The sequence below is a fragment of the Dietzia sp. 179-F 9C3 NHS genome (genome assembly GCF_045369825.1).
In the GTDB taxonomy this organism is placed as follows: domain Bacteria; phylum Actinomycetota; class Actinomycetes; order Mycobacteriales; family Mycobacteriaceae; genus Dietzia.
In genome coordinates, this window is the sequence record NZ_JBIQES010000001.1 from 110,351 (window position 1) to 123,518 (window position 13,168).

Sequence of the window (13,168 nt, forward strand, 5' to 3'; positions counted from 1 at the left end):
CGACCATGGACTACGACGGCGTTGACGCCGTGCTCTTCGACCTCGACGGGGTCATCACCCCGACGGCCGAGAAGCACATGCAGGCCTGGAACCGGATGTTCACCACCTACTTCGCCGAGCGCGGGATCGAGCCGTACTCGGACGAGGACTACTTCCGCTACATCGACGGCAAGCCCCGCCTCGAGGGCATCGCCTCGATGCTCGCCGCTCGCGGCCTCGAACTGCCCGCCGGGGGTGACGACGACACCGCCGACGCCGACACCGTGACCGGTCTCGGGCTACGCAAGAACGACGTCTTCCTGGAGCTGCTCGCCGAGGGGATCGAGGCCTATCCGGGCTCCGTCCGCTACCTCGACGCGCTGGAGGCCGCCGGCATCGCCTCGTGCGTCGTCTCGAGCTCCAAGAACGCCACCACGGTCCTCGAGGCCGCGGGCCTGCGCGAGCGCTTCGACGTGGTGGTCGACGGCGTGGTGGCCGCCCGCGAGGGCCTGGCGGGGAAGCCGCGCCCCGACACGTACTGGCGGGGCGCCGAGCTGCTCGGCGTGCCCGCGGAGCGGTGCGTGGTGATCGAGGACGCGGTTTCCGGCGTGCAGGCCGGCGCCGCGGGCGGGTTCGCCCACGTCGTGGGTGTGGACCGGGGTGCCGGGCACGACGCCCTCCGGGAGGAGGGGGCCGACGTCGTCGTCGACGACCTGTCCGAGCTCATCGAGGGCCTCCCGGAGGCGCGGACGTGAGCCCCGTTCTCCCCGGTCGGGGCCCGGCCCACGACACCGTCGGCGAGTCCGTCCCCGGCAACATCCGCACGACCTACGGCGTCAATCTCCGCAGCCACCTCGAGGTGCCGGAGATCAACCGCTCCACCCACCCGGTGGACCCGTGGCGCTGGGTCGAGACCAGCCCGCGCGCCACCCCGCTCGGCGTCTCCGAGACCCAGTTCGCGGTGGCCAACGGCTACCTGGGGATGCGCGGCAACCCGGAGGAGGGGCGCGACACCCACCACCACGGCACCTACGTCAACGGCTTCCACGAGACGTGGCACATCCAGCACGCCGAGGACGCGTTCGGCCTGGCCCGCGAGGGGCAGACCATGGTCAACGCGCCGGACACCAAGACGATCCGTGTGTACGTGGACGACGAGCCGCTGCGCGTGGGCGCCGCCGACCTCGAGCACTACGAGCGCAGCATCGACTTCCGCGACGGCATCCTGCGGCGCGAGCTCACCTGGCGCACGCCGTCCGGCAAGAAGGTCGTCATCCGTACCACCCGCATGGTGTCGATGGTCGAGAAGCACCTCGCCGTGATGACCTACGAGATCGAGCTGCCGGAGGAGCCGGCCCCCGTCGTCGTCTCCTCGCAGATCCTCAACCGCCAGGACGGCGAGGACGAGTACCACATCGCCCCGCCCGACGGGCACCGCGACTTCGACCCCCGCCGCGGCGAGGGCATGGACCACCGCGTCCTCGAGCCCCGGCTCAAGCGCGGGGAGGGCGGCTTCCAGACCCTCGGTTACACGTGCGCCAACTCGGGGATGACCGTGGCCGTGGCGGTGGACCACCAGCTCACCACCGACGACGACGTGACCGTCCGCACCGACGTCGACGACGACGCGGCGAGCGTCGTCTACCACGCCCACGTCACGCCCGGCCGAGTCCTGCGACTGACCAAGATGGCGGCGTACCACACGTCCGGGGCGGTCCCGGTCCGCGAGCTCGCGGACCGCTGTACCCGCACCCTCATGCGCGCGCACGACCGCGGCGTCGAGGACCTGCACCGCACCCAGCGCGACTGGTACGACCACTTCTGGCACCGCGCCGACGTCGAGGTGGAGGGCCCGGCGGAGACCCAGCAGGCCATCCGCTTCAACCTCTTCCAGCTGGCCCAGGCGTCGGCGCGCGCGGAGACCGCCGGCATCGCTGCCAAGGGCGTCACCGGAAGCGGCTACTCCGGTCACTACTTCTGGGACACCGAGACCTACGTCCTGCCGTTCCTCATCTACACGCGCCCCCAGTTCGCGCGGAACGCCCTGCGCTTCCGGTACTCGCTGCTGGACAAGGCGCGGGCCCGGGCCAAGGAGCTCGCCGTCAACGGCGCCCTGTACCCGTGGCGCACGATCAACGGCGAGGAGGCCTCCGCCTACTACGAGGCCGGCACCGCGCAGTACCACATCAACGCGGACATCGCGCACGCGCTGGTCAAGTACATGTGGGCTACCGGCGACGAGGAGTTCATGATCCGCGAGGGGGTGGACGTCCTCGTGGAGACCGCCCGCATGTGGGTCTCGCTCGGGTTCTTCGCCGGCGACGGCCGCTTCCACATCCACGGCGTGACCGGGCCGGACGAGTACACCACCGTCGTCGACAACAACCTGTTCACCAACGCCATGGCCCGCTTCAACCTCGTGGCCGCGGCCGTGGCCTGCAAGCGCATCGCGGGCCTGAACGACGGCCGGTGGGAGGCGATCTGTCGGCGCCTCGAGCTGGGTGACGACGAATTGGCCCAGTGGCGCCGAGCCGCCGAGAACATGGTGATCGCCTACGACGCCGAGCTCGGCGTGCACCCGCAGGACCAGGACTTCCTTGCCAAGGAGGTCTGGGACCACGACCTCGAGGAGCCGAAGCGCCCGCTCCTGCTGCACTTCCACCCGCTGGTGATCTACCGGCACCAGGTACTCAAGCAGGCCGACGTGGTGCTGGCCATGTTCCTGCGCGGCGACGAATTCTCCGAGGACGACAAGCGCCGCAACTTCGAGTACTACGACCCGCTGACCACCGGCGACTCCACGCTCTCCGCCGTGGTGCAGTCGATCATCGCGGCCGAGATCGGCTACTGCGAGGAAGCCTTCGAACACTTCTCCAAGGCGCTCGTCGTGGACCTGGCGGACGTGCACGGCAACGCCGCCGACGGCATCCACGTGGCCTCGTGCGGCGGCGTCTGGTCGGCGCTCGTCAGCGGCTTCGGCGGCATGCGCGACTACCGCGGCGAGATCTCCTTCGACCCGCGGGTGCCCGCCGAGTGGGGCGCGCTGACGTTCCGGCTCACCGTCCGAGGCGTGCACGTGCGCGTGCGGGTGACGCACGAGGAGCTCACGGTGGTCAACCTCAACGGTGGCGACTTCTTCTGCACCGTCCAGGGCACCGAGGTCCCTGTGCCCTCCGGCGAGACCGTGACCGTGGAGCTCGACGAGCGGGCCGGCGCCTGCCGCCCGTGCTCGGCCGACACCTGACGCCACCCGGGTTGCGCCGCCCCACCCGGGTTGCGCATCATCTCGGGCGGCCCGGACGCGGGTTGTGCATCCGTGCGGTGACGAAACAGGTGCGCAACCGGGGTGTGGCCCGACGAAAAGGGTGCGCAACCGCGGATGAGGGGGAGGGGTGCCCGTGTCCGCCGGAGGTCAGCGGCGTTCGTCGAGCTGGACGCGCAGGACGTGCAGGGACGTGGCGAGGCCGTCGTACTGCGCGACGAGTTGCACGAATCCCACGAGCTCGGACTCGTCCAGGTGGGCGGCCAGCGCGAGCCACGTGGGGTCGGTGAGGTCCTTGGTCCGCACCAGCTCGTCGACTGCGCACAGCAGGGCGCGGCGCCGGTCGTCCCAGCCCGCGGTGGTCGGGTCCTCCAGCGTCCGGGCCACCTCGTCGTCACCCAGCCCCACACGCCGGCCGATGCGCTCGTGGTGGGCGCGCTCGTACGCGCTCCCGCGCAGGTGCGCCACGCGGAGGATCACCAGTTCGGTGTCCTTCCTGCTCAGGACGCCGAAGGGCATCATCATCCCCGAGTAGGCGAGCCACGCCGGGAACAGTCGGCGCGCGTGGCCGAGCGTGGAGAACAGGTGCACGTCGCGGCTGCCGGTGACGCGGGCGCCGAGGCGGGCGGCGGCCCAGCCGACGGGGCCGAGCTCGCGGAAGCCACCGGGGCGGATGCGGGGGGAGGGCTGGCTCATGGCCGTCAGGGTAGGGCAGGCGACGACGGCGGCAAGGTCGGTTCGCCGAGAAGGTACGGCGAGAGCGAGGAGCGGTGGGCGTCGACGTCGAGGGCGCGGTTGAGCGGCGGGAACGCCCGCTGCGGGCACGCCGGACGCTCACACATCCGGCAGCCCGACCCGATCTGGGTGGCCGCCGCCGTGTCCGCCAGGTCGAGCCCCTGCGCGTAGACGGTCCGGTGCGCGTGGCGGGCCTCGCAGCCCAGGCCGATCGCGAAGGTCTTGCGCGGCTGCCCGAAGCGCATGGGGCGGGTGGTGACGGTCCGTGCCACCCACAAGTGGAGGCGGCCGTCCGGCATCTGCGCGAGCTGGCGCATGATCTTGCCCGGCGTCTGGAAGGTCTCGTAGACGTTCCACAGCGGGCACGTACCGCCGGAGGTGGTGAAGTGGAACCCGGAGGCGGACTGGCGCTTGGACATGTTCCCGGCCCGGTCCACGCGGACGAAGCTGAACGGTACGCCGGCCGCGCCCGGGCGCTGGAGGGTGGACAGGCGGTGGCAGACGGTCTCGAAGCCGGTGGCGTGGAAGGTCATGAGCCGTTCGACGTCGTATCGGAAGTCCTCCGCGGTGTCGAGGAAGCGCTGGTACGGCATGAGCACGGCGGCGGCGAAGTAGTTGGCCAGGCCGCGCAGGGCCAGGTTCGACGCGGCGGTGGAGCTGAACGCGCCGTCGGCGACGAGGTCGTCGAGCAGCTCGCGGTGCTCGAGGAACGCCAGCTCGGAGGCCACGCGGAACGCCTGCTGCCCGGGGGTGAGGTGAGCGGAGAGGTCGAGTCGGCGGTCCTCTGGCGAGTAGCGGTGCCAGAGCCCGTCGGGCAGGTCGATGCGGCGGACGATGCGCACGCCGTGGCGTTCACCGAGGCGGCTCTCGAGTTCGGCGCGCACGTCGCCGCGGTTGAGGCGGATGCGCGCGGTGAGCGCTTCAGCGGTGGTGTCGAGCGAGTCGATGTAGTTCTGCCGTTGGTAGAAGTAGTCGCGGACCTCCTCGTGCGGCATCGCCAGGGCGGTCCGCTCGACCCCGTCGTCGAGCGCGTTGCGGCTCTCGGTGAGCGCCGCCAGGAGGTCGGCGGCGTTCTGGTAGCGCTGGTGGAGGACGACGAAGGCGCGCGCGAGCGACGGGTGGGCGCGGACCAGGTCGACGACCTCCGCCGCCGGCACGCCGGCCGAGACCTGGGGGTCGGACAGGGCCTCGGTGACCTCGGCGATGAGGCGCGTGTCGGCGTCGGAGGCGAAGAACGTCGAGTCGACGCCGTACTTCTCCGAGATCTTGACCAGGACCCGGGAGGTGATCGGTCGCGTGTCCTTCTCGAGCTGGTTGAGGTAGCTGGAGGACAGGCCGAGCGAGGCGGCGAAAGCGGCCTGGGTGAGGCCGTGTTCCTCGCGGAGTCGGCGGAGTCTGGCGCCCATGTGTCCGGTGTCGGTCATGCCGTGCCATCCCTGTGCTCGTGTGATGGGCCCGGTGGTCGCGTGATTTCGGACACCGGGTCCGGAGCGCGCTCCATCTCGTCCCCGTGGATGCGCTGCACCGGACCCGTCAATCTTCGCAAACTTCGCAGCGATGGCCAAGAAACTCGCGACATTCGCACAAATCGCAGGTAGACGGGGTGTTTTTGGTGTGGCATCCTTGATCCGTACCGAGCGAGACCTTGGCAATCCTGCGAAGAGTCCGCCCGCCCCCGAGACAGAAAAGAGTCGCGATGTCGAACGTCGGCAAGGCACGTACCGCTGAAGAGATCCAGAAGGATTGGGACACCAACCCCCGCTGGGAGGGCATCACCCGCAACTACACGGCCGAGCAGGTCGCCGAGCTCCAGGGCACGGTCGTCGAGGAGCACACCCTGGCCCGTCGCGGCGCGGAGATCCTCTGGGACAAGGTCAACAACAAGGACTTCGTCAACGCCCTCGGTGCTCTGACGGGCAACCAGGCCGTCCAGCAGATCCGCGCCGGCCTCGAGGCCGTGTACCTCTCCGGCTGGCAGGTCGCCGGCGACGCCAACCTCTCGGGGCACACCTACCCGGACCAGTCGCTGTACCCGGCCAACTCGGTGCCGAACGTGGTCCGTCGCATCAACAACGCGCTCCTGCGCGCCGACGAGGTCGCCCGCATCGAGGGCGACACCTCGGTCGAGAACTGGCTCGCCCCGATCGTCGCCGACGCCGAGGCCGGCTTCGGTGGCGCCCTGAACGCCTACGAGCTGCAGAAGGCCATGATCGCGGCCGGTGCCGCCGGTGTGCACTGGGAGGACCAGCTCGCCTCGGAGAAGAAGTGCGGCCACCTCGGTGGCAAGGTGCTCATCCCCACCTCGCAGCACATCCGCACCCTCACCTCGGCCCGCCTGGCCGCCGACGTGGCCAACGTGCCGTCGGTGATCATCGCCCGCACCGACGCCGAGGCCGCCACCCTCATCACCTCCGACGTGGACGAGCGCGACAAGCCGTTCATCACCGGCGAGCGCACCCCCGAGGGCTTCTACAACGTCAAGAACGGCATCGAGCCCTGCATCGAGCGTGCCAAGGCCTACGCCCCGTACGCCGACATGATCTGGATGGAGACCGGTACCCCGGATCTCGAGTACGCCAAGAAGTTCGCCGAGGGCGTCAAGGCCGAGTTCCCGGACCAGCTCCTGTCGTACAACTGCTCGCCCTCCTTCAACTGGAAGGCGAACCTGGACGACGACACCATCGCCAAGTTCCAGCGCGAGCTCGGCGCGATGGGCTTCAAGTTCCAGTTCATCACCCTGGCCGGCTTCCACTCGCTGAACTACGGCATGTTCGACTTGGCCTACGGCTACGCCCGCAACCAGATGACCGCGTTCGTCGATCTGCAGGAGCGCGAGTTCGCCGCGGCCAGGGAGCGTGGCTTCACCGCGGTCAAGCACCAGCGCGAGGTCGGCGCCGGCTACTTCGACCTCATCGCCACCACGGTCGACCCCAACACGTCCACCGCGGCGCTCAAGGGCTCGACCGAGGAGGGACAGTTCCACTGATCCCCTGATCGACCCGACCGGCAGGTCGGTGATCACTGTGATGTGAACACACCGGGGGCCGGGCCGTCTCCTCGAGGCGGCCCGGCCCCCGGTGGCGTTCCACCCCGACGGCGCAGCAGGTCCCGGCGCCCGGAACCGAAAGGCCCTTGCTCATGAGCAGCACCCCTGACGCCGCCGGTGGTCCGGGCCGGATCACGCGCGTCGGGATCGTCGGGGCCGGCCAGATGGGCGCCGGGATCGCGGAGGTGTGCGCCCGCGCGCACGTCGACGTCCTGGTGTGGGCGTCCACCCACGGGGCCGCCGACGCCGGCCTCGCGCGCATCCTCGACTCGCTCGACCGCGGGGTGTCCTCCGGCAAGATCACCGGACGCGAGCGCGAGCAGGCCGTCCTGCGGCTGCGGTTCACCACCGAACTCGGTGACCTCGTGGACCGCCAGCTCGTCGTGGAGGCGATCGTCGAGGACGAGACCGCCAAGACGGCCGTCTTCCGGGATCTCGACAGGATCGTCGAGGACCCCGACGCCGTCCTCGCCTCCAACACCTCCTCCATCCCGATCATCAAGCTGGGCACGGCCACCACGCGGCCGCACAGGGTGATCGGCATGCACTTCTTCAACCCGGTCCCCGTGCTGCCGCTCGTCGAGCTGGTGAGCACCCCGGAGACCGGGCACACCGTCCGGAGTCGGGCCGAACGCTTCGCCGAACAGGTGCTGGGCAAGCAGGTCGTCCACTCCACCGACCGTGCCGGGTTCGTCGTCAACGCCCTGCTCGTTCCCTACCTGCTCTCCGCGATCCGCATGGCCGAGTCCGGGGCCGCCAGCCCGGAGGACATCGACAAGGCGATGGTGCTCGGGTGCGCGCACCCGATGGGCCCGCTCGCTCTGGCCGACCTCGTGGGCCTGGACACGGTCAAGGCGATCGCTGACGCCATGTACGCCGAGTTCACAGAGCCGCTGTACTCGCCGCCGCCCCTGTTGCTGCGGATGGTCGAGGCAGGCCGGATCGGAGAAAAGGCAGGTCACGGCTTTTACCGGTACGACACTTCGCGTTCGGCGATGCGCTCGGTGCACTGAGTTGCAGCGCGAGCACACGGGCGCTCTGGAGCGGTACCGGAACGGCGGAGCCGGGACTGCGCGGCCTCGCCACCCCCGCGAGACGGAATCGACGGTCGATTGCCCGGGACGGGTGGCCGTCTAATAGACTAGGAACCATTCAGGCCCGGGCCGGACGGTCCGGGGTCGGCAGTGGACGAAAGAGGACCCGAACATGGCCGGTCAGACCCTCGAGCACACCGGTGCCGCCATCGTCGAGGAGTACTACCCCGAGTACGCCGAGACCAAGGCGCCCGTCTACCCGCTGTACTCCGACCTCGTCTACATCGGCTCGGCCGTCATCCTGCTGAGCATGGCCATGCTCGGCCTGCCCATCACCGCGCTCGGGTACGCCATCGACCCGATCGCCGAGGGCGTCTCCATGGGCCTGGCGATCTTCGCCGTCGTGGCCAACGTCGTCGTCTTCCTCGTGGGTCTCGGCCTCTGCATGGCGGGCTTCAAGCGGCACAAGCGGCCGGACGATCACCACTGACCCGGCCACCTGACGGGCCCGTGGTCCAGGCCGGCCAGGCGCCCGCGCTGCGGGCCGGAGACCCGGACACGGATGCCGAACGGAGGGTCGCCCTCCGGCGGATGAAGATTGTCGCGACGGGATTCCTCGTCGTCGCCGGCGTCGTCTACCTGATCGCCGAATACGCGCTCCACAGCGGCGCCGACCCGTGGGTTGGCTACGTCCGTGCTGCCGCGGAGGCCGGCATGGTCGGCGGTCTCGCCGACTGGTTCGCCGTCACCGCCCTGTTCCGCCACCCGCTGCGGATCCCCATCCCGCACACCGCGCTCATCCGCAGGAAGAAGGACCAGCTCGGGTCCTCCCTCGGGTCCTTCGTGGGCGAGAACTTCCTCGACCCGGAGATGGTGAGCGAGAAGGTCCGCAGCGCCCGGATCCCCGAGCGCGCGGGGGAGTGGCTGCAGGACGACGAGCACCGCCGTCTCGCCTCCGACCAGGCCGCCAAGGCGATCCGCTCCGTCCTCGCGGTGCTGCGGGACGAGGACGCCGTGGCGATCATCGAGCGCACCATCGTTGCACGCATCGCCGAGCCGCAGTGGGGGCCTCCCGCCGGGCGCATCCTCGACGAGCTCCTCGAGGAGGGGCGGCACCTGCCGCTGCTCGACCTCATGGCCGACCGCGCCCACCAGTGGGTCGAGGCCAACCCGGCCACCATCGACCGGTGGGTCACCGAGAAGGCCCCCACCTGGGCGCCGCAGTTCGTCAACGAACTCCTCTCCGACCGCGCCTACCGTGAGCTCAGCGAGTGGACGTGGCAGATCAAGGTCGACAAGCAGCACGCGGTGCGCCTCGCCCTGATCGGCTTCGTCCGCGACTTCGCCCGGGACCTCCAGGAGGACCCGGCCACCATGGCCAAGCTCGAGGTGTTCAAGCACGAGGTGATGAACCGCGAGGAGGTCCGGCGCGCCGCGGGCTCGGCATGGGCCGCGGCCAAGCGGATGATCGTCGAGGCCACGGAGGACTCCACGTCGACGCTGCGCGTGAAGATCGACGACCTGTTGCGCCGGCTGGCCGACATGCTCGTCGACGACGCGCGGTTCCGCGGTCGGCTCGAGGGCTACATGACGCGTACCGCCGCCTACGTCGCCGAGAACTACGCCGACGAGGTCACCTCGATCATCTCGGAGACCGTCGAGCGGTGGGACGCGGACGAGGCATCGGAGAAGATCGAGTTGCTCGCGGGGAAGGATCTGCAGTTCATCCGCATCAACGGCACGGTCGTGGGGGCGCTGGCGGGGCTCGCCATTCACTTCGTCACCACCCTCGTCTTCTGAGCCGCGCCGGTGTGACGGATCGCACGCCGGAGGCCGCCCCGGAGCGCTTGCTGGAGTTAGCACAGCTTGCTAGCGTTGAGGGCGGACGGTAACCGACGAGCACGAATCGGAGGTGGACGACATGGCCGACAGGAGCGACGAGGCCCGGAAACGGGGCGAGGCGCAGGCGGCCGGGGCCACCACCGAGCCGACGGCCGGCACCCTCGCGCGGCGGGGCAAGCCCACGGGCGACGTCCCCCGCCCGGGTGACGACCGGAAGCGCTCGCCCGAACCGCAGGACATCGGCTCGTTCATCCGCGCACAGCGGGAGGCGGCCGAGGTGTCCATCCGGCAGCTCGCCGAGCGTGCCGGTGTCTCGAACCCGTACCTGAGCCAGATCGAACGTGGACTGCGCAAGCCGTCCGCCGAGGTCCTGGGACAGATCGCCAAGGGACTGAGGTTGTCCGCGGAGGTGCTCTACGCTCGCGCGGGAATCCTCGAACTGAGGGAGGGGAGCCCGGTGAGGGACGCGATCCTCACCGCCCCGGACCTCACGGAACGGCAGAGGGAGGTGCTCGTGGAGATCTACGAGTCGTTCGTTCTCAACAACGCGACCGCCGCCGACACGGTCGTCGACGTCCCGCAGGGGCGCCGGCGGCGGCCCGGAAGGGCCACGCACCACTAGCGAGACAGAAGTAGCACAGCCAGACAGGACACGAGGAGTCATCATGGCCGCTCAGCAGAAGCCCACCGCCAAGAAGGCCGCCGCCAAGAAGCCGGCTGCCAAGAAGTCGCCCGCCAGGGCCGCCGCCAAGGCGCCCACCAAGGGCCAGGCCGCCAAGAAGGTCTCGGCGTCGGGTAAGACCACCCCGCGCAAGTCCGTGGCCAAGGACCCGGCGTTCGACGGCCGGTTCGGTCAGGCGTTCGCCGCCGTCCGCACCCCGGTCTACGCCTACATCGGTGTCAACGACCTCGCCGTCGAGGCCGTCTCCGGTCTCGTCGCCGACCTGCGTCGTCGCGCCGAGGAGGCCGTCGCCGAGGCGCAGAACCGCGTCACGGACGCGCAGAACAAGGTGAGCGAGACGGTCGCCGACGTGCAGCGTCAGGCCGCCGAGGTGCCCGAGCGCGTCCAGGCCCTCCCGGCCGAGCTCGAGGAGCTCGTCAACAAGTACCGCCCGGAGGAGCTGCGCAAGGTCGCGGAGGCGTACGTCGCCGTCGCGGCCGGCATCTACAACGGTCTCGCCGCCCGCGGCGAGGACGTGGTGACCCGGCTGCGCGAGGAGAACCCGCAGCTCGAGGCCGGCCTGCAGCGCGTCAACGAGCAGGTCAACCGCGCCGCCGGTGTGGTTGACGAGCAGGTCGAGCTCGGCGAGGAGGCCCTCGGCACCGTGGCCCGCCAGACCCGCTCGATCGGCGTCAAGGCCGCCGGCCGCGTCTCCAAGGCCGCCCGCAGGGCCGCCGAGGTGACCGGCGACGCCGCCAACCAGGCGGCCGACGCGGTCGATGAGGCCGCCTACGCCGTCTCGGACGAGATCCAGAGCGGCGCGGCCAAGGTCGAGGCCCGCACGGGCACCACCAAGGCCCCGGCCAAGAAGGCGCCCGCCAAGAAGGCTCCGGCCAAGAAGGCCGCCGCGAAGAAGGCCCCCGCCAAGAAGGCGGCTCCGGCCAAGCCGGCGTCCACGTCGACCTCGGCCACCAAGGCCGCCGACAAGCCGGCCTCGACCGGCACCACCGGCAGCCAGGCCGCGTCCGACGACAAGAAGTGACCGGCCGCGCCTGACCGCGCGCCACACGACGCCCCCGGCCCGCTTCTCGCGAAGCGGACCGGGGGCGTCGCCCGTCGACACCGAGGGGCTCTGAGGGTGGGGCCCGGCCGCGGGCGCCTACACTGACCCCTGTGATGGACTCGTTGCCCGGGGTGTGGAACCAGGTGCTCTCGGTGGTGCGCCTGGCACTGGTGACGTGGGCCCTGGTGGGCCTCGTCCTGGCCGTGCTGCCGCCGGCCTCCGCGTACACGATGGAGGGCAAGTGGCCCAAGCCGGCGTGGATCGCGATCTGCGCCGTCGCGGCCATCGCCTTCTGGCTGGCACCGCTGAGCATCCTCGGCCTCGTCGCCATGGTGGCAGTGGGCGTGTTCTTCGCGGACGTCCGGCCCGCGGTGGGTGGCCTACGCAGATGAGCCCCGGCGCTCCGGGGTGCGCCCCTTCCAGCGCGTCGAGGAACTGGCGGAGAGCGCCGGTTCCACGGTGCGTACCATCCGCGCCTACCAGGAGAAGGGCCTCCTCCCGCCGCCGATCCGGCGCGGCCGCACCGCGCTGTACGGCCCCGAGAACCGCTCTGCCGAGCGCGTAGGCGGCCGTCTGCAGGATCTTCCTCTCCGCCGTCGCCACGCTCCTCGCCGAGCGTCACGGCATCACGAGGCCCTGACCGGGCCGGCCCCGGCCGTGGTCGGGGGTCAGGTGAAGACGACGGTGCGGTCGTCGTGCACCAGGATGCGGTCCTCGAGGTGCCAGCGCAGCCCACGCGCCAGGACCAGCCGTTCGGCGTCGCGGCCCTGGCGAACCATGTCCCGCACGGTCGCGGTGTGGTCGACGCGGATGACATCCTGCTCGATGATCGGCCCCTGATCGAGGTCCGCGGTGACGTAGTGGCACGTCGCCCCGATGAGCTTGACGCCGCGGGTGTGCGCCTGGTGGTAGGGGCGCGCCCCCACGAAGCTCGGCAGGAAGCTGTGGTGGATGTTGATCGCCCGGCCGGCCCACCGGGTGCACAGGTGGTGGGGCAGGACCTGCATGAACCGCGCCAGGACGATCGCGTCCGGGTCGAGGTCGTCGACGAGCCCCGCGACCTCCTCGAAGGCCGGCCCGCGCTCGGACGGGTCCGCCGGGAAGGGCACGTGGTGGAAAGGCACGCCGTGGGCGTCGGAGATCCCGCGAAGGTCGTCGTGGTTGCCGATCACGGCGCGGATCCGGGCCGGGAAGTCGCCGCCCTGGACGCGACCGAGCAGGTCGTGCAGGCAGTGGCCCTCCCGGGACACGAGGATCACCACGTCCTTGGGCTCGCTCGAGTCGGCGATGTGCCAGTCCGTCTCCGGGCCCAGCTCGCCGGCGACGCGCTCGAACCGGCGGCGCAGTTCGTCGAGGTCCATGCCGATCGAGTCGGCGTCCACGGCCTGGCGGGTGAAGAACCAGCGGGAGTCCTCGTCCGCGTGGTAGGCGGCCTCGACGATGGTGCCGCCCAGCTCGGCGAGGAACGTGGCGAGGCGGGCGACGATGCCGATGCGGTCGGGACAACCCAGCGTGAGGACGAAGCGGCGTGACATGGCTGCCCATT

12 protein-coding genes are annotated in these 13,168 nt (G+C 70.7%); 9 read left to right on the forward strand and 3 right to left on the reverse strand.

Features of this window, described 5'->3' with window-relative positions; all coding sequences use genetic code 11:
• Nucleotides 1-5: 5 nt before the first annotated feature.
• Complete coding sequence (locus ACH0BZ_RS00515) at nt 6-734, forward strand: HAD family hydrolase (protein WP_406895899.1); 729 nt, start codon at nt 6-8, stop codon at nt 732-734.
• Nucleotides 731-3,223 carry a glycoside hydrolase family 65 protein gene (locus ACH0BZ_RS00520; protein WP_406895900.1) on the forward strand — a complete coding sequence of 831 codons (2,493 nt, stop codon included), beginning with the start codon at nt 731-733 and terminating at the stop codon, nt 3,221-3,223. The genes ACH0BZ_RS00515 and ACH0BZ_RS00520 overlap by 4 nt, the downstream gene beginning before the upstream one ends.
• A gap of 168 nt (nt 3,224-3,391) precedes the next feature.
• On the opposite strand, the gene ACH0BZ_RS00525 is transcribed toward ACH0BZ_RS00520, so the two are convergent.
• Complete coding sequence (locus ACH0BZ_RS00525; protein ID WP_406895901.1) at nt 3,392-3,937, reverse strand: carboxymuconolactone decarboxylase family protein; 546 nt, start codon at nt 3,935-3,937, stop codon at nt 3,392-3,394.
• A 5-nt stretch (nt 3,938-3,942) separates the two neighbouring features.
• Nucleotides 3,943-5,400 carry an acetate metabolism transcriptional regulator RamB gene (gene ramB / locus ACH0BZ_RS00530; protein WP_406895902.1) on the reverse strand — a complete coding sequence of 486 codons (1,458 nt, stop codon included), beginning with the start codon at nt 5,398-5,400 and terminating at the stop codon, nt 3,943-3,945.
• A 272-nt stretch (nt 5,401-5,672) separates the two neighbouring features.
• Between ramB and aceA the strand changes: the two genes are divergently transcribed.
• From aceA to ACH0BZ_RS00565, 7 genes are all read left to right on the forward strand, one after another.
• Entirely contained in the window at nt 5,673-6,962 is a 1,290-nt protein-coding gene (aceA, locus tag ACH0BZ_RS00535; protein WP_406895903.1) for an isocitrate lyase, read from the forward strand.
• A gap of 152 nt (nt 6,963-7,114) precedes the next feature.
• Complete coding sequence (locus ACH0BZ_RS00540) at nt 7,115-8,035, forward strand: 3-hydroxybutyryl-CoA dehydrogenase (RefSeq protein WP_406895904.1); 921 nt, start codon at nt 7,115-7,117, stop codon at nt 8,033-8,035.
• Between the two features lie 193 nt (nt 8,036-8,228).
• Nucleotides 8,229-8,546, forward strand: a complete 318-nt coding sequence (locus ACH0BZ_RS00545; protein ID WP_406895905.1) for a hypothetical protein — start codon at nt 8,229-8,231, stop codon at nt 8,544-8,546.
• Nucleotides 8,547-8,647: 101 nt separating this feature from the next.
• On the forward strand, nt 8,648-9,856 hold the full coding sequence (locus ACH0BZ_RS00550; protein WP_406895906.1) for a DUF445 domain-containing protein: 1,209 nt from the start codon (nt 8,648-8,650) through the stop codon (nt 9,854-9,856).
• Between the two features lie 121 nt (nt 9,857-9,977).
• The gene (locus ACH0BZ_RS00555; protein WP_406895907.1) at nt 9,978-10,520 is read left to right on the forward strand and encodes a helix-turn-helix domain-containing protein; all 543 of its coding nucleotides are present in this window, start codon (nt 9,978-9,980) and stop codon (nt 10,518-10,520) included.
• A gap of 43 nt (nt 10,521-10,563) precedes the next feature.
• On the forward strand, nt 10,564-11,601 hold the full coding sequence (locus ACH0BZ_RS00560) for a hypothetical protein (protein ID WP_406895908.1): 1,038 nt from the start codon (nt 10,564-10,566) through the stop codon (nt 11,599-11,601).
• A 134-nt stretch (nt 11,602-11,735) separates the two neighbouring features.
• A complete protein-coding gene (locus tag ACH0BZ_RS00565) occupies nt 11,736-12,014 on the forward strand; it encodes a DUF2516 family protein (RefSeq protein WP_406895910.1) in 279 nt (92 codons plus the stop codon).
• 276 nt (nt 12,015-12,290) lie between these two features.
• Here ACH0BZ_RS00565 and purU read toward each other — a convergent pair whose 3' ends face one another.
• Nucleotides 12,291-13,157 carry a formyltetrahydrofolate deformylase gene (gene purU, locus ACH0BZ_RS00570; RefSeq protein ID WP_406895911.1) on the reverse strand — a complete coding sequence of 289 codons (867 nt, stop codon included), beginning with the start codon at nt 13,155-13,157 and terminating at the stop codon, nt 12,291-12,293.
• Nucleotides 13,158-13,168 lie beyond the last annotated feature (11 nt).